Below are 17,762 nucleotides of genomic sequence, written 5' to 3'. Positions count from 1 at the left end.
TTCATAGGGTAAACTATAATAAATGGTGTTCAAAATTGAGCACTGTCCTATTATTAGGTTTTCTTGTTATGGGAAAATGGCTGATTGCACAGAAAAAGCCGAATATTATTTTTATTCTTTCGGATGATGCCGGTTATGCCGATTTTGGTTTTCAAGGAAGTAAGGAGTTTAAAACACCAAGATTAGATGAATTTGCCAAGATAAGTATACGCTGTACCCAAGCTTATGTAAGTGCAGCTGTTTGCGGGCCTTCTAGAGCAGGTTTTCTTACTGGAATGTATCAGCAGTGTTTTGGTTTCGAGGAAAATAATGTGCCAGGATACATGAGTTTGAGTGGTCTTACTGATGATGATATGGGTTTACCGTTAGAACAAAAAACAATTGGTAATCAACTAAAAGAGCTGGGTTATACTACCGCTATTTTTGGAAAGTGGCATATGGGTAATGCAGATAGATTTCATCCGACCAAAAGAGGTTTTGACGAATTCTACGGATTTAGGGGCGGATCACGAAGTTTTATGCCTTATGATGAGACCAACCCAATTGATAAAGATGAAAATAGGCTAGAACAAGGTTTCGGTAATTTTTTGGAACATGACGGTTATTTAACCGATGATTTGGCAGATAAAACCAATCAATTTATAGCTCAACATAAAGACCGACCTTTCTTTGTTTATCTATCGTTTAACGCGGTGCATACACCAATGCAAGCCATGGAAGAAGATTTAAGGCAGTTTCCTAATTTAAAAGGCAAAAGAAAAACCTTGGCAGCCATGACATTGGCAATGGATAGAGCTTGTGGTAAGGTGTTAGACCAATTAAAAAAGTTGAACCTTTTGGATAACACCATCATAGTTTTTACAAATGATAACGGCGGACCAAGTGATACGAATTCATCAATAAACTCCCCTTTAAGCGGTACGAAAGCAAACCATTTAGAGGGTGGTGTAAGGGTTCCTTTTTTGATTTCTTGGAGAGGGCGCCTAAAAGAAAATACTGTCTACGATTACCCTATATTATTATTGGATATGTATCCAACCTTTAGCGCTATCGCTGGCGCAAAAGTAGATGATATGGCACACCTAGACGGTGTGAATTTATTACCGTTTTTGGAACGCAAAAATTTAGGTAGACCACATAACACGTTGTTTTGGAAAAAAGAAAATAGAGGGGCTATTAGAGAATTAGATTGGAAGTTAATACGATATCCAGATCGCCCTGCAGAATTGTATGATCTCTCTAATGATATCGCTGAAGCGCATGATTTGGCATCGGAATATCCAGATAAAGTACGAGTGTTGTACAAAAAACTATTTCAATGGGAGCTTGGCTTAGAGCGTCCTAAATGGCAACTGCTGCGCAAGTTTGAAGGTAAAACAGCGGAAAGAATGGATGCCTTTAGCGCTCCGAAAATTAGAAATTAGAAAGTTTAAGTTCATGAATACAACTATACAGAAATTTGGAACTATTGAAGCTAATGATATAGAGTTGGTTACACTTAATAATGATAACGGCGTAGAGGTTAAAATAGCTACCTATGGGGCAACCATTACATCTATAAGAATTCCTGATAAAAATGGAGAAAAAGGGGAAATTGTGTGTGGTTTTGACCAATTGGAAAGTTATTTTTCTGATGCCTATAAAAGCAATGCCCCATATTTTGGGGGTACGGTTGGTAGGTATTGTTCTCAAATAAAAGAGGCAAAGTTTACATTGGAAGGTGTTGATTATCAGCTTGATAAAATTGTTGGGGAGAATAATTTGCACGGCGGTAGAATAGGTTTTGATAAGAAATTATGGTCTGTAGAAGCCTTTGATGAAAATGCGGCATTGGTAACCATGAAGACTAGGAGTAATCACTTAGAGGAAGGCTTTCCTGGCAACGTTGATGTCTGGGTTATTTTTATCTTAACTGCCGATAATGAATTAAAAATAGAGTATAAGGCTACGACCGACCAAAAAACACCATTTACCATTACCAATCATACCTATTTTAACCTGACAGGTTTTAAGGATAATGTGCTACATCATTCCGTGAAAATAGCTGCGGATAAAAAGCAAGTTTGGGATGAAACCGGTGCGGCTACTGGAGAAAATATATCAGTTATTGATAAACCGGACGATTTAAGGTCTCCAAAGTTAATTGGTGATGTGCAGGAGGCAATGGGAGACGGCTTTGAGCATTATTATCTTTTTAATGACAAAGCTTTTAAGCTAGATAAAGTCGCTGAAATTGAAGAGGAAACCAGTGGAAGAAGCTTACAGGTTTATACCACCGAACCTGGTATGTTATTTTACACCGGTAAATATACTTCCGATGAATTAAAACGCGAATCAGGGCTTCAGTATGGAAAGTTTAGAGGCTTATGTTTAGAAACGCACCGCTATCCGAACGGACCTAATATTTCTAATGCTCCCAAGAGTATTTTAGATACTGATGAAACATATCAAAGCACCACCATTTTCAAATTTGGCTGGTAAGATTAACATGAACTAAACCAAAATAAAACAATATGATAGAAGGAGTCTTGCTGGCAATATTTGCCGGTTTAATGTTGGGTCTTTATGCCCTACCGGAAAAGTTTACCAAAGATTTTAAGTACGAAAACACATGGAGTTTGTTCTTTCTGCTCACTATGTTCGTGGTTCCTATAATAGCATCTTTGACCCTCATAAATGGGTTTGGGGAAATATTTGGAAACATGCCAATGGACATATGGGTAAAAATGGGACTTACCAGTTTTTTATGGGGAATTGGAGTAATGATGTGGAGTAAGGCCATTAACCACATTGGTCTGTCTTTAGGTTTTTCCATCTTTATTGGAACTATCATATTAGTAGGATCATTACTGCCATTTATTGAAGATGGATTACCAACGGCAAATGTGCTTACCTATATTTTAATAGGCATTCTAATAGTGTTAGTAGGTGTTATTCTAAACGGTAGAGCAGGTATTCTACGTGAAAAGGAAGATACTGGTACGAGTAATAAAAAGGGTTCTATGGTTACCGGTATTTTAATTGCCGTGGTAGGTGGTTTATTGGCAACGGGTTTTAGTTATGCCAATGCTGCAGGAAGACCATATTTGCATGAGGCAAGTATAGCGCAAGGAAATGCCGATTGGGTAACTGCGGTAGCGGTTATGTTTCCCATATTTTTAAGTGGCGGAATAGTTATGACGGCTTATTTTTTGTGGCAGTTGAGCAAAAATGATGCTTGGGGCAACTTTAAAACACCGGCTTTTGGTAAAAATGTAGTTTTAATATTGATTATGGCTGTTTTTCACTATGCAGCATCGGCGTTGTTTGCGTTTGCCGCTTTTAAATTAGGAAGCTCAGGAAATACGGTAGGCTATGCCATATTCAATACGTCATCGGTAGCAACGGCGATAATAAGTGGGTTGATTACAAAAGAATGGTTAAATGCCTCTTCAAAAGCTAAAGGTTTTTTATATGCAGGTTTGGCATTGATGATTGCCGGTATTGTGGTAGTTGCTTACTCCAACGGAATCTCATAAAAATAGTTTGTTTGATTTAGCGAATTGCTAATTGATTAGAAGCGGAAGGTTGTTGGTCTTCCGCTTTTTCTTGTGGTATGGTAAAGGGTAGCCAACTCTTTTATTTTTGGTTGATATTGTGCTTTTGTAATCAAATTTTGCGCTTCTAATTCACCTGGATTATCATTTAGATTGTACAATGCAATCGGTGTTTGGCTATGGTTGATTTTATCGGATTTGTTCACTTGTAAAATCAATTTAAAACCATCTTTGATCAACATAACTTCTTTGCCTGTACCGCTTTGAGTGTAAATAACCCTATCTAAAACTTGAGTTTCATATTCAAGTAATGGTAATAAACTAGATGAATCTAAAGCTTGGTCAGCAGAAATCTCAATATGATTTAGTTCAGCCAATGTTGCCATAATATCAAGACCAAGAACCGGACTTTCGTTTATCTGGTGTTTAAAATGATTGTTCCAAGATACTATGAATGGAACACGATTACCGCCTTCATAAGCTTGGTTTTTTCCACCTCTATAAATATCACTTGGTCGGTGCCCAGACTTTAAGGTGTTCTTTCTTAAAAGTCCGCCATTATCAGAAGTTAGCATAATGATGGTGTCATCATAAATACCTTGCTTTTTAAAGTATCGATCAGCATTTGTATTTGTACATCTAATTCTTTAACTAGGTCTAAATGTTTAGAAGGTGTGGTGCCGGCTATTTTAATTCCATTTAATTCATCGGTTGGGGTATGAGGTAAATGAACGGCTAAGGCGGAATAGTACATAAAGAACGGTTTGTCTTTATGTGTGTTCGCATCAATATAATCCATTGCCTTTTTTACCAATAATGGTCCCATGTCATGCGGATTCCAATTACTGTCCCCTAAACCTTCTGCTTTGTCCAATTTCACGCCAATCTTATCCATTTTTGCCTGGGAGATAAATGTGATTTTCGAGTCCTTTGCCAAAGGCATCATGTCATTATCTTCATAAACCGCATAAGGCACATCTTGTATACCGGCTTGGAAAGAAAGCGCATAATCAAACCTTTGATAGCGTGGTCCGCCACCCACAATTTTTCTGATATCTACATCTAATTCGGGTTTGTTTCTTGAACCTCGATAAATAGTACTTGGGTCATCTTTTCTTAGAAAATCACCGCCTATATGCCATTTACCGAAAAAGGCGGTTTGGTAACCCGATTGCTTCATAAGTTTGGCAAGTGTTAGCAGGTTTTTTTTGATAGGGCTTTTTTCATAACTACCCCAAACTCCCCATGGGGCATCACTTCTATAACAATGGTTTCCGGTCATTATCGCATATCGTGATGGTGCACAAAGTGCAGCGGGAGCATGTGCATTTGTAAAAACGGCTCCGTTTTCTGCTAAAGCATCTATGGCAGGAGTTTCAACAATAATAGTATCTGAATGAGCTTTTCTATAGTACGATACATCTCCAAGACCTAAATCGTCTACTAAAACAACAACTACGTTTGGCTTTTTCTGAGCACTGAGAACTACAGTGAAAAGAATGGAAAATAGGGTGATTGTACAATGTAATCGATGCATGTTGTTTTTATTTAATTGGCACTAAAGTATAGGCTCGTACCCAATCATAATAGGTGGTGTTTTTACTATCGTCTGCTAATTCTTCTGGTGTTGGGGGTGTTTCCCAATTGTACGTTTCAGTTACCAAATGCATGTACATCGGTTTATTGAACGGTGTTTCCCTAAAGAATGTACTAGGGTGCATGGTAGTTCTATATTCCCCATCCAAATAAATTTTTATGGTGTTGGCATCTACCCACCAACAACCGTACACATGATATGCTTCATTTGCAGGAGGATTAATTTCAGTGACAACTCCTTTTTGTGACTTCACTGTTTTCGCTCCATCGCAATCCGTATAAAAGGTATGTGTATTCGACCTTAATTTGGTTCTAAAGTCGCCACCCGTTTTTTGCTGACCAACAACTTCTACAATATCCAATTCTTGCACTTCAAACGGACATTCTTTGGTGTCTGGTTTATTCTTTAGCCAAAAGGTAGACGACATACTAATACTAGAAGCTTTCATTCTGGTTTCAAAATAGCCATAAAGTGCATCTTTTGCTACAGATGCTACGGCACCTCCCGCAATGTTATATTTCTTGTCGTCCTCTAAAACTGTATTTTTTATTTGGAGATTGCCATCTTTCACAGAAACGGAATAATCTCTAAAAGTAGCCGGAGGTCTACCATCTACCCAATAAGGTGATCTATCATACCATTTACTGGTATCTAATGAATTGCCTTCAAATTCATCGGTAAATTTATCATTTGTTACCCATTTATATCCTTTAGGAGGTTGGGGAGTTTGTGCCATTAAATTGAAACAACACATAAGTACTGTAAATAAGAATAGTGTCTTTATATATTTCATGATATATCAATTTTTGAATAGTTGTATCTCGTCATTATTATTGCCTATTAAAATTCCCATTTTTCCATTGGTCAGTTCAATTGATTTTAGAACTTTGACGTTTTTAGGAGCAAAGAATCCGCTAGACAAACGGTTTTGAGGTTTAAAATTTCCTTCTTTTGTGCCTAATAATACTAACCCGACAGAAGCATCTGCTCTTGTAGTCTCAATTTCAGATTCGAATTTATTTCCCGCCAAGGCAATATCCGTAAGTCCGTCCGCATTAAAATCACCGGTAACAAAACCATTTACACTTGAGAACTGTGCTGGGTAGGGAAGTGGGGCTAGTTTTGCATTTCCATCTTCAAAATTTACAAGAACACTTGCGAATTCATAGGCATTTAGTTGAAGTGCATTATCAATACCTTCCCCAATAATTTCCCTAAGGTTAGATTTTGAGAATTGAGTGAAGGTTTTAAATTTTCGGTCCAATCCTGGTAATTGCTCCGAGCTACATTGTAGACCCCTTATAGGTACTTGTCTACCTTTGTAGTCTTTCGCTAGAAAAATATCATTTGTACCGTTTTGGTCAAAATCACTAGCGTAGACCTTAAATGGTTTCTTTTCGCTTGCCGTAAACTTGTAGTTTAGTCCAAGATTACCGACTAAAAGTTCATTACTACCATCTTGGTCAATGTCTACGGCTGTAACTGTATTATACCAACCATTAGTTTTGTCTAAACCGTAGGAGTGCGTTTCATTTACAAGATTGCCATTATTGTTTTTAAATATGGTAATGGGCATCCATTCACCAACTACGATAAGTTCTTTGTTGGTGTCGCCATCAATATCCGAGTATGTGGCATCTGTTACCATACCAATAAACTCCAGTTCAGGAGCCAGCTCTGCTGTAGCATCGGTAAAGTTTCCGTTTTCGTTTTTTAGAATAATACTTCTTGGAGCTTTTGGATATTTTGCAGGAACCAGCCTACCGCCTATAAAAAGGTCTAGGTCACCATCATTGTCAATATCAAAAACCAGTACGCAACCACCACTTTCTGCACTTATAATCAGCTCTTTTTTCGTAATGAAATTACCCTTACCATCGTTGAGGTAGAGTCGATCTTGAAGTAAAGGGGAGTTTTCGGAAAATTCATTACCACCGCTTACCACATAAAGATCAAGATCTTGGTCGTTATCTACATCGAAAAATACGGCATCAACATCTTCAAATTTTGCGTCACCGGATAAAATGGCATTGTCTTTTTTTACAAAGGATTCTTTAGCAGTTTGATAATAAATAGCACCTGAACTGCCTGTTGCCCCACCAACATAAAAGTCCTCTAAACCATCATTGTTAATATCGCCAACGGCAATACAAGGTCCTTCGTTAGAAAGTTTGTGAGGCAGTAATACCTGAATTCTAAAATCGTCAAATTCATTTTCTTGGTGTTTGTAGACGGATGAGAAAGAAGAGCTGGTTGCATCTACAAATAGGGTTTCTTTGGTTGAAGACTTTTCTAAAGGCTGTAAGGCATTTTTATAATCGACAATGATTGTTCTATTGGCAGCAATATCATGAAGTTGATGCTCTTTGCCATCTGGCCAGCCAATGGTTAGGGAGTCTATTTTAGTTACATCTCCAAGACCAAAATGTGCAATTGGTTCTACCGAAGAAAGATAGCCACGAACAGTTTTAAATTCATGAAACTGTATGCTATCATTTATTTTTAGTGTGATTTTTGCTCCTAAACCATTCTTGTTTGTTGCGGGACCCTTGAGCTTTATTTTAAGATATCCGTTCTCTTTAGAATTGGTAAGGTTTTCATAAATAAAAGCTGGATCATCAACGTTATTTACGATAATATCCAAATCGCCGTCATTATCCAAATCTGCAGTTGCGGCTCCGTTAGAAAAGCATTGTTGGTCTAATCCCCAAGCCTTACTCATATTGGTGAATTTTAAATCACCGTCATTTTTATAGAGGTAGTTCGAAATTTTGTTCTGTTTAAATAGGGAAATAATATGCTGTGCATTCTCTTCATTTGTTCGTTGAGATGCTTCGGCACTTTGCATGTATTGCCTAAATTTTATAGTGGCATCTTTATCCCAAATATCTCTTTTAAATCCGTTTGTAATGAAAATATCCCGTAGACCGTCATTATCGAAATCACTTGCCAAGCATGCCCAGCTCCAATCTGTTTTGGCAATGCCCGAATACTGCGATACATCACTAAAAAACCCTTCGCCACGGTTTTTTTGAAGCATGTTGTGCATGTACTGATAATGAAAACCATTGTTTTTCATGTTGTTGAACAGCTGTGTGTTCATATCTGCCATCGTGGTTTTAGAGCGTTCATAGTCCTCTGGCATCATTTCTAATTGAATGATATCTTCCCAACCATCATTATCTAAATCTGCTATATCTACACCCATGGCGTAGAACGGAATATGATTAAATCTCGATTTCAATTGTTCATTGAAAATTCCATTACCCTGATTCATGTAGAGATAATCTCGTTCTAGATAATCATTGGCAACAAAAAGATCCACTTGGCCGTCTTTATCCACATCAGAAGTTACTAATCCTAGTCCGTAACCAAAATTGCTAGTAATTCCCTTTTGTTTGCCTATTTCTTCAAATTTTCCGCTGTTGTTGATATAGAGTTTGTCTCTATAGAAATCATTTTCATCGGTCTTACCCGCTAAAACCTGCTGGTAGTTGAGAAAAAAATGTTCAGGTCTATTCGTAAGGTAGAGGTCCAAGTCATTATCGTTGTCCATATCAAAAAAGGATGCCATTACCGAAAACCCTTCGTCTGCCAATCCGAAGTCCGCGGCAGATTCTTTAAAGGTATTATCCCCTTGATTTATGTATAGAAGATTGCTTCTTTCTTGTGGCGTATCTTGCCAACCGCCTCTACAGACATAAATATCTGTTAAGCCGTCTGCATTTACATCTGCCATGACCACACCGTTATGCCAACCGTCTTGCTTGCTTAAGTTTGCCGAATCTGTAATATCATCAAAGGTGAAGTTGCCTTTGTTTAAATATAATCTATCGGGCGCTTCATTAGCTGTAAAATAAATGTCAGATAAACCGTCATTGTTGATATCTGCTACGGCAACACCCGCACCATTGTAGACATAGTTGAAAATGGCAAAAAAATTATCAAAGTTTTCGGCAATCGTATTTTTAAATTTGACGCCTGAATCTTCGGGCTGTACTAATTTAAACAGTGGTGTTTCTTTAGTATTCTTTACTTTTTGAGCCACTTCTTTATTTGCACAACTATAAAATAGAAAGCTGCTCAATAAAACAATTATTACGGTTTTGGCGGCTAGAAAACGGTGAAGAAACATATACAGTGTTTTAGCATAAAAGCCTATTCAGAAATGGTGAATAGGCTTTTTGATTATTTGTTTAAGATATTAAAAATATATTACTAGTAACCAGGGTTTTGCACCAGATTAGGGTTAATGTCCAACTCGGATTGAGGTATTGGCCAACGTATTTCAAAATCTTGAAATTCAGGTCCTGGATCACCGGCATTTGGTCCGCCTTGTGTAATCCCCGAAATAGCTTCATGATAGACACCAAAACGAATAAGATCATTACGTCTCCATCCTTCAAAACAAAGTTCTTTTCTACGTTCTTCTAAAAGTTCGGTAGCATTATCGTCTTGTGAACCTACAACCATATCTGGAACGGCATCATCAGTCATTCTAGCTCTTGCTCTCAATCGGTTTATAGTAATGTCCAAATCTGCCTGAGTAAGCTTGCCTTGACCGTTAAGTGCCTCAGCGTACATTAATAGAACATCTGCGTACCTAATGTACGGGTTATCAAATGGCGTGTCGTTAGGATAGCTATTTGGTTTTTCTGCATGCCATTTCCAACCTCTCCAGTTATTCATGTTTACGGTATGTGTTTCTGGGTCCGAGAATCCTTCTTCTGGAGTTGCGTCATTGGCATTGTGCTTAGCGATATTATTAAACAACCTAACATCTTCTCTGTCGTAAGAAGCTTCAAATGAATGATTGATAAAACAAGTACCCCAGCCTCCGCCGTTATTTACGTTGCCGTTAGGACCGTAAAAAGTACTTAATAGTCCGCCTTCTCCACGTGCAGGACCATCCATACCAATAGAATACACCATTTCTACGCTTTGCTCATTATTAAGGTCAAAAACCTCTCTGTAGTTTGGTAAAAGATCATAAACACCGCTATCCATTACTTCTTTTAAAACAGTTTCGGCACTGGCCAATTTGTCTGTTTGATTAAGGGGAAAGCCACTCATTTGTAAATAGACTTTACCTAATAAAGCTTTAGCTGCGCCCTTTGTTGCACGACCACCACCTTGTTCTTCCGGTAGTACACTTGCGGCTTGTTGCAAGTCTTGTATGATGAAGTTATAGGTTTCTTCCGGTGTTGCCTGACTTACTTCCACTGACTCTAAATCTGTAGTTTCACTTGTTAACAATGGAATGTTTTCATACGTGGATACCAAAGAAAATAACACCATTGATCTTAAGAACTTTGCTTCGGCAACGAACTTACTTTTAGATTCATTATCGATTTCATCTTCGTTCATTGCTTCAATTCGGTCAATTGTACTGTTGATTCTGTTCAATGCAACGTATAAATTCTCCCAAATAGACCGCACCACACCATTAGATGGTGTTAATTGATGCTGATAGATAAATTTTCTATCACCTGCCCATGGTGGAAAAACAACTTCATCAGCGGCAACTGTACCCCAATGAATGCCCCAACCATCTTTACCATTTCCGCCAGATGAAACTATAGGCTGTACGGCATCGTACGCACCAATAAGATAGGTTTCTGCACCTTTGGTGTCTACCAAAAGAGCATCGGGAGTTAAGAAGTTACTGGGGTTTTCCGTTAAAATATCATCATCACAAGATGACACAAGCAACAGTCCTGCCGCTAGGGTCAATATTCCGTAAAATTTAGTTTTTTTCATCTTTTAAATTTTTTGTTCTTTAATTAGAATCCTACGCTTAAACCTAATCTTATAGTTCTTGATCTTGGGTAAGAGTCTGCATCTAGACCTGGAGTAAGTTGATTGTTACCAACACTTACGTCTGGATCGTAACCTGAGTATTTTGTAAAAACATGTAGGTTATCTACAGCAGCATATACTCTACAGCTTTTAAGACCAATGCTTTTCTTTACTCTGGTAGGTAATTCATAACCTAAGGTAACGTTGCTAATTCTAAAATAAGAGCCATCTTCAATAAATGACGAATAAGCAGTTCCATTAATACCAGCATCGCCATCTCCCCAAATAGAAGGGATATCTGTATCTGGTGTTTCAGGTGTCCAACGATCGGCAACTCTACCATATTTATTTAAAAACGGAATTGCTTGGGCGGTACCTTTACTAAGACTTTTTAAGTAAACATCGTTACCATAAGACCATTGGGTAATTACTGAAAGATCTAAGTTCTTGTATCTAAAGTTATTGGTAAAACCGCCAAAATGCTTTGGTAATGCATTACCTATTATTTTTCGATCATCAGAATTTACAACGCCGTCTGCAGCATCTGGTACACCGTCACCATCCGTATCAACAGTAAGTTGATCTACGAATTTTGGCATACCTGGTCTGTATTTCGTATTGTCTGGCTGACCGGAAGAAAGCACAGTACCCTCTTTAAGTTCATAAACTACATCATACCAGACCACGCCTTGATCTGCAGCATCTTGCCTAAGCTTTGCGGCAGCTTCTTCATTTGATAATCCGTCGAAAGCGGCAAAATCACTATAGTTGTAAATACCATCGACTTCTAAACCATACATGGAACCTAAAGATTCTCCAACCTTTACTATGTAATCATCTTGTATTTGATTGTCACCGATAGAGTTTACCAAAAATTGATCGGCATCACCAAGATCTAAAACTTGGTTGTCATTAAAACTGATGTTGAAATTCGATGTCCATCCAAAGTTTTCATTGTCAAAATTTACAGTGTTCAATGCAAATTCAAGTCCCTTATTCTCAACTTTTCCTAAGTTTTTAAATACGGTTTTAAATCCGGTTGTTGATGGTAATGGAACTTCTAATAAAAGATCAGAAGTTTCTTTACGGTAATAATCTGCTTCTAAAGAAATTCTATCATTGAACATTCCTATGGAAAGACCGGCATCAAACTGTTGGGTAGTTTCCCAAGTTAATTCTTCATTCGCAAGTTGCTGAATAGATGCTCCTGTAACCAATTGATTTCCGTTTAATATGGTACTTGCTACACCAGCTTGAGCAAAAGATCGGTATGAACCAATGGCGGTATTACCGGTTTCTCCAAAACTAGCCTTAATTCTAAAACGATTTAAGGTGTTGTTTTCTTTGAGAAAGTTTTCATTTGCAACGTTCCAGGCAACACCTACCGAAGGAAAGAAACCATACTTTTTACCCTCTGCAAATCTAGATGAACCATCATATCTGGCACTGGCATTTAATGTGTATTTACCTTTGTAATCATATTGAACCCTAGCAAGATACGATTGTAGAGCGGTTTTGGTAAATCCAGAAGAGTTAGGTAAGGTCTCCGTGGCAGAAGCCAAATTGTTTAGGTTTACGCCAGGGAGATCAAAACCTGTTGCTGCTGAATTGTTGAATTCAAATGTATTCTGTTGTTCTTCATAAACCGCTGTAGCATTCAAAGAGTGGTCTCCATACACCTTGCTGAAGTTTAAATTTTGCTCGGTTATAATACCAGTTCCCATATTGTTGTTTACGAATGCTCTACCATTCGCCGTTCTACCCCAACTGATTTTCTCTGAAAAGTAAGCAGTACCTTTAGTAGAGGATATATTACCCCTAACGGATGACTTAAAAGTAAGTCCGTCTGCCAAGGTATATTGAATATATACACTACCGAAAGATTGAAAAGCGGTTCTGTTATTACTGTTAAACTCTAGGGTAGCCAGAGGGTTGGTAATATCACCATCTCTTACCGAGATTATACGACCGTTTTCATCATATTCAGCATCATCATATCTATTGATACCTTGTACGGGTGTAAAAAGTATGGCACTGGTAATAATACCGTTTCTACCATTACCGTTTTCATTGGCTGCATTTACGATACCATTATTTTTGTTGATGCCTAAATTCAGGTTCATACCGGCTTTTAATTTGTCGCTTATATTTTGATTGATATTTAAGTTTCCATTATACCTTTCAAAATCAGATGTTTTTACGATGCCCTCTTGATTAAGGTATGAGAAAGAAGCTGAATATGTGTTCTTATCACCACCACCGCTCATAGATACCTTATAGCTCTTGGTGATCGCTGGTCTGGTGATTTCTTTTTGCCAGTCGGTAACCAATACTCGAGGATCGCTTAAATCTAATGGTGTACCATCATCATATCTATAAGCTCTGGTGTAAGTATCTTCGGCATCGGGGTTCCATGGGAAATAATCGTTCCAGAAATCTACATATTCTTGACCGGTCATTAGATCTAATGGTCTTGCTAAGGTAGATACACCGGTAAACGTTTCGAAATTAAGTGAAGCTCTACCTTTTTTTCCTTGTTTTGTCGTAATTATAATTACACCGTTCGCACCTCTAGAACCGTAAATGGCTGTTGCCGAAGCATCTTTCAAAACTTCAATAGATTCAATAGAGCTAGGGTCTATTGTAGATAGCGGACTTGTAGAAGAGTTACCGATACCAACGGCAGTACTGGCAGTATTACCTTGTAAGGCAAAGCCATCAATTACATAAAGGGGATCATTACTAGCGGTAATAGAACTACCACCTCTAATTCTAATGTTGAATCCAGATCCGGGCTCACCGCCAGATTGTACAACTTGTAGACCAGATGCTCTTGCAGCTAGTCCCCCTTCAAATGAAACAGGAGCCACTTTATCCAAATCTTCTCCTTTTACAGAAACAATGGAACCTGTTAAATCTTTTCTTTTTGAACTACCGTAACCTATAATGACCACTTCGTCCAATGCAGAAACATCGGTGTCTAAAACAACATTGAGATTAGTTCTGCCATTAATAGCTAATTCTTTTGTTTTATAACCTAAATAGGTAAAAACAAGCGTGTCGTCAGCACTAGCATTAATTTCATAATTACCATCAAAATCAGTAGCTACGCCAGTGGTAGTACCTTTGACAATAACGGATACTCCAGGTAAAGGACCTGATTCATCGCTTACGTTACCTTTGACATTAATGTCTTGGGCGTACATTAAATTGATGCTTACTAAAAAGTATAATAATAAGAACCAAAGTGTTTTTGAGTTAATTTGTTTTACTCGCATAGTTTGTTCATTTTCAGTTGGTGCAATATTTAAAAAAATGTTAAATTTTTACGACACAAATGATTTAGAGAGTGTTACATATGGTTTTTACTATTATTTTATGGGCTATTTTGAGCATTTGACAATATGCTGAGCGTGGTAGTAAAACCATTTGTGCTAATCCATAACCAATCAGCTCCATTTTTCAATATGACGAAAACTGGTTTTCAGCGACTAGTTCGATAAAAGATGTAGATATGGTGCGTCAATCATTAAAAAGACAAAAAAGCATGTGGTATTTTGTTCTTTGGATTTTTAATTTTGAAGGACGGTAGGTGTCAAATCGTTAAAATAATCGAATGAACGATTATTGTGCAAATGGTTTGTTTGGGTTGTATGATTATATTTTGGAAAGGAGAATGACCCAGTCTTTCTGTTCACCTTTTGGAGCTTTGCCTAAGTCCACTTTTTGACCACCCGATACCTTTTTGATTTTCGAAGTTTTTAGCTTTCCACCTGTTTTTGGGTTGTACCAATGCACCTTATAGGTGTTGCTTGTTTCACTTAAATCTAAAACTGAGGATTCTAAGCTATTCAAGTAAACGATATAAGTATCATTTAGTTTTGCTAGGCAGTAAACTGTGTTTTTGTTCTCTGAATTACCAACCAGCTCGTTATGGTTCTCCATTTCCCAATAAGAAAGATTGTTTTCTTCAAAAAACTGCAAGGCATTGTGGGCTTGATTCCAAAATAAATCTCGAGAACGGTAGTCTTCGCAGGTAAGGTCAGAATGTTCATGTTTATATCCAAAATACCATTCGTTGCCCCAGCCACCTGCCATAAGTGTTCCCCAAAGTCCGTTTCTTCTTGCCAAATCATGATCTGGATTTTCTTTATCAGGTAAGAGGGAGTGTTGTGCGTCACCCGGTTCATCTACCGCCACCGCCCATTGCTTGCCGGCTTTTTTTGAAGCAGCTAACCAGTGCAATACTTCTTTATGTATACTACCAAAATCGGCTCTATGGGTTTGCACGGATGGTCCTGTAATACCAGATTCGGCTCCTAGCAAATCGTCAAATTTTTTCCCATTGTGAATAACCAAGTGATGATGATAAGGGTCGTGAGTTTTAAAATAATGAGCCATTGCCAGGCGCTGCATAGTATCTTGTGGTGGGGTTGTAGGGTTTTTTACCCATTCACCGTTTTCTTCGCAAAGATTCCAGTTTAGTGCTAAGTGATGTCCAAAGCGTGCAATTAATTCTCGGTAGTATAACTTGCTATTGGCACCAACTCCGCCATTATCCAACAGACCTTGGTTTTCTACCTCTAAGGTTTTAAAATGTAAAAACAGTCCAATTTTTTGTGCATGACTAAATACAATTTCCCATTGGTCTAATTTTGAAATGTCCATACGGTCCCAAGTGTTGTAATCAACATATGGAAATACATTTTTATCATCACCCTTAATGTTATTGGTCAAAAAAGAAAAAGCATTAAGACCTTTGTTGGATAAATAATTAAGCGCCCCTATCATTCCTCTTCCCTTATTACCTTTCCAAACCGGGTCAGTAGTTTTCCAATCCTGAATATGTGGAGACCATGTCTTTACCAATTTGTCGCCATGACCATCGTTGTGGAAAGTACCATCGAAATCTGCATAGGCTAAAAAGTTTTCAGGAGCATCTGCTCCTTGTTTTAAGAAATATTCGTTGGTTTCAGCAAATTTCAAATAACGTTCACCAACATATTGCAATCTACCTTTTGATCTAAAGTCTATCCCTTTTTTATCGGTTGGGGCAATAGTGAAACTACCTGTATGACCATCCATAAATGCTGCACTTACTCCTGTATCTGCCTTATCACTAATAGCACTCCAATTTCCTTTTCTAAAATCTACTTTAAAACTCCATTCACCAATTTCATCGGGCGCAAAATGCACTTTCCATTTATTTCCCGCAGTGGCAGAAGTCTCACCGGCATTTCCATCAGCAGCAAAATATCCTGGTACTAGGTAAGTTTTATTGGTAGCCTTATGAGTAAAACGAACATTGAATCTATAATTGGTAAAAGGGTTGATTTCTGCCTGCTCAGATGAATGCGGACCGTCATATACTATGGTAACCTTATGCCACTTTTTAAGCTCTCCTTCAAGTTGATAGTTGATATCGTTTTTTGAATCTTGGGCGACTGAGTAGTTTATAAACAAACAGCCTAGAGATAATAATAAATACTTAAATATGATAGCGCATTTCATAATGGTAGGTTTTGATAGCATCTTATTTTTCCTTAACAGCTTTATTTTGAGCCTCAATACGCTGTTGCTGCTTTTTGCTTAATCCTAATTTATAATAATCACTTGGTTTGTAATGCCAAATGTTAGAATGGGTTTTCATTTCTTGATCATCGATTTCTAAACTTAGGTCGCAGTCAAAGCGCATTAAAATAGAATATTGTTTGCCTTTAGTGCCGGCTGTTATAGCATGAGATATTCCCCAAGTGATACCTTTGCCGTAATCAGTATTTGTAAAAGCATCTGGAATATATGGACCGCCAGCAATTGGCATTAATGAATTGGTAATGGCTGCAATAGAAAAGTTAACACCATCGGGCGCATATTGAATGGTAAAATGTTCGTTACCGTCTTTAATGACTAAAGCGGCAATACCTTCTTTAAATGGGAATAATGTGGTTTCGTGCCCAGAATTCAATACTGGGTTTAAGGGGCTTTTGGTAAACGGACCAAGCGGGTTGTCTGCGGTAGCTAGCCCTTGCATGCGCACTAGATTAGGGTCTCCATCAAAATCGGACTTATAGTATAAATATATTTTATCGTTATAAATCAGCGGGTAAGGATCGTGGATTGAGTATTGATCCCATTCACCTTTACCACCATTGGGTATAACAATTTCGTTATGGGCTGTCCAAGGACCATCAGGAGAATCTGCGTATGAAACGGCAACAGGGCAGTCGTCGCCTCTTTTTCCACTAGCCTCCATAAATCCTTGATAATAGAGGTAATATTTTCCTTTGAAAAACAAGATGTCAGTAGTGGAAACTGAGCGCCATCCTACTTGGGGTTTTTCAGGTCTCTTTATAGCTACGCCTTGTTCTTCCCATGTAATACCATCTTCACTGGTGGCATACCATATTTCGGCAAGATCCCAGTCGCTAGAAGGTATGGTGTCGTTACTTTTAGCAGCACCTTGAGGCGGAGTACTAGTATGTCTGTACGTGTACCAAACATAATATTTACCGTTGTGAAATATAACTTTTGATGGGTCTCTTCTAGAAATGGTACCGTCACCGTTGCTATAATCCAACCCCTTCAATTCAGTATATTTAAATTGAGAATACAGCTCGTTATGCTCTGGGCGTGGGGCTAAATATTGATCATAATTTCGTTGCATTGCCAAGCTCAAGGGCTGATCGGGTTTTTCTTTAGGTAGATGAAACGGAAAAGCCTTTTGAGCATTTAAAGTACATCCTAAAATAACAAAACTAAGCAGTAGTGCAACGCGCTTATAAGCAATCATAAATTAGTGTGTTTGATTATGTTTTCAAGATAATGCAAAT

9 protein-coding genes and 1 pseudogene are annotated in these 17,762 nt (G+C 37.9%); 3 read left to right on the top strand and 7 right to left on the bottom strand.

Annotation, left to right across the window (positions count from 1 at the left end):
* Positions 1–68: 68 nt before the first annotated feature.
* Genes EXIGUO8A_RS01085 through EXIGUO8A_RS01075 form a run of 3 tightly spaced genes read left to right on the top strand, consistent with a single transcriptional unit; the run spans position 69 to position 3,518 of the window.
* Positions 69–1,424 carry a sulfatase-like hydrolase/transferase gene (locus EXIGUO8A_RS01085; protein ID WP_201304093.1) on the top strand — a complete coding sequence of 452 codons (1,356 nt, stop codon included), beginning with the start codon at positions 69–71 and terminating at the stop codon, positions 1,422–1,424.
* 13 nt (positions 1,425–1,437) lie between these two features.
* The gene (locus EXIGUO8A_RS01080) at positions 1,438–2,481 is read left to right on the top strand and encodes an aldose epimerase family protein (protein WP_159301610.1); all 1,044 of its coding nucleotides are present in this window, start codon (positions 1,438–1,440) and stop codon (positions 2,479–2,481) included.
* A gap of 32 nt (positions 2,482–2,513) precedes the next feature.
* A complete protein-coding gene (locus EXIGUO8A_RS01075) occupies positions 2,514–3,518 on the top strand; it encodes an L-rhamnose/proton symporter RhaT (protein WP_159301609.1) in 1,005 nt (334 codons plus the stop codon).
* 35 nt (positions 3,519–3,553) lie between these two features.
* Here the strand turns inward: EXIGUO8A_RS01075 and EXIGUO8A_RS01070 are convergent.
* The 7 genes and pseudogenes from EXIGUO8A_RS01070 to EXIGUO8A_RS01040 all read right to left on the bottom strand — a co-directional run bounded on the left by EXIGUO8A_RS01070 (position 3,554) and on the right by EXIGUO8A_RS01040 (position 17,722).
* A pseudogene (locus EXIGUO8A_RS01070) lies at positions 3,554–5,073 on the bottom strand (sulfatase-like hydrolase/transferase).
* Positions 5,074–5,080: 7 nt separating this feature from the next.
* Complete coding sequence (locus tag EXIGUO8A_RS01065; protein WP_236564406.1) at positions 5,081–5,926, bottom strand: family 16 glycosylhydrolase; 846 nt, start codon at positions 5,924–5,926, stop codon at positions 5,081–5,083.
* Between the two features lie 6 nt (positions 5,927–5,932).
* A complete protein-coding gene (locus tag EXIGUO8A_RS01060; RefSeq protein WP_159301608.1) occupies positions 5,933–9,268 on the bottom strand; it encodes a VCBS repeat-containing protein in 3,336 nt (1,111 codons plus the stop codon).
* 83 nt (positions 9,269–9,351) lie between these two features.
* Entirely contained in the window at positions 9,352–10,893 is a 1,542-nt protein-coding gene (locus EXIGUO8A_RS01055) for a RagB/SusD family nutrient uptake outer membrane protein (RefSeq protein ID WP_159301607.1), read from the bottom strand.
* 23 nt (positions 10,894–10,916) lie between these two features.
* Positions 10,917–14,210, bottom strand: coding sequence for a SusC/RagA family TonB-linked outer membrane protein (locus EXIGUO8A_RS01050; protein WP_236564405.1), 3,294 nt, complete (start codon positions 14,208–14,210; stop codon positions 10,917–10,919).
* A 379-nt stretch (positions 14,211–14,589) separates the two neighbouring features.
* A complete protein-coding gene (locus EXIGUO8A_RS01045) occupies positions 14,590–16,443 on the bottom strand; it encodes a DUF5060 domain-containing protein (RefSeq protein ID WP_159301606.1) in 1,854 nt (617 codons plus the stop codon).
* A gap of 22 nt (positions 16,444–16,465) precedes the next feature.
* Positions 16,466–17,722, bottom strand: a complete 1,257-nt coding sequence (locus tag EXIGUO8A_RS01040) for a glycoside hydrolase family 117 protein (RefSeq protein ID WP_159301605.1) — start codon at positions 17,720–17,722, stop codon at positions 16,466–16,468.
* Between the last annotated feature and the right edge of the window lie 40 nt (positions 17,723–17,762).

The sequence above is a fragment of the Maribacter litoralis genome (assembly GCF_902506355.1).
GTDB classification, from domain to species: Bacteria; Bacteroidota; Bacteroidia; order Flavobacteriales; family Flavobacteriaceae; genus Maribacter; species Maribacter litoralis.
Note: the sequence above shows the minus strand (reverse complement) of the source record. Positions and strands in the feature narration are given on the sequence as shown.

Excerpts from the sequence above, each read along its gene's own strand:
- EXIGUO8A_RS01055 (WP_159301607.1), bottom strand. The coding sequence starts at position 10,893 with ATGAAAAAAACTAAATTTTACGGAATATTGACCCTAGCGGCAGGACTG.
- EXIGUO8A_RS01085 (WP_201304093.1), top strand. The coding sequence starts at position 69 with ATGGGAAAATGGCTGATTGCACAGAAAAAGCCGAATATTATTTTTATT.
- EXIGUO8A_RS01080 (WP_159301610.1), top strand. The coding sequence starts at position 1,438 with ATGAATACAACTATACAGAAATTTGGAACTATTGAAGCTAATGATATA.
- EXIGUO8A_RS01045 (WP_159301606.1), bottom strand. The coding sequence starts at position 16,443 with ATGAAATGCGCTATCATATTTAAGTATTTATTATTATCTCTAGGCTGT.
- EXIGUO8A_RS01050 (WP_236564405.1), bottom strand. The coding sequence starts at position 14,210 with ATGCGAGTAAAACAAATTAACTCAAAAACACTTTGGTTCTTATTATTA.
- EXIGUO8A_RS01075 (WP_159301609.1), top strand. The coding sequence starts at position 2,514 with ATGATAGAAGGAGTCTTGCTGGCAATATTTGCCGGTTTAATGTTGGGT.
- EXIGUO8A_RS01040 (WP_159301605.1), bottom strand. The coding sequence starts at position 17,722 with ATGATTGCTTATAAGCGCGTTGCACTACTGCTTAGTTTTGTTATTTTA.
- EXIGUO8A_RS01060 (WP_159301608.1), bottom strand. The coding sequence starts at position 9,268 with ATGTTTCTTCACCGTTTTCTAGCCGCCAAAACCGTAATAATTGTTTTA.
- EXIGUO8A_RS01065 (WP_236564406.1), bottom strand. The coding sequence starts at position 5,926 with ATGAAATATATAAAGACACTATTCTTATTTACAGTACTTATGTGTTGT.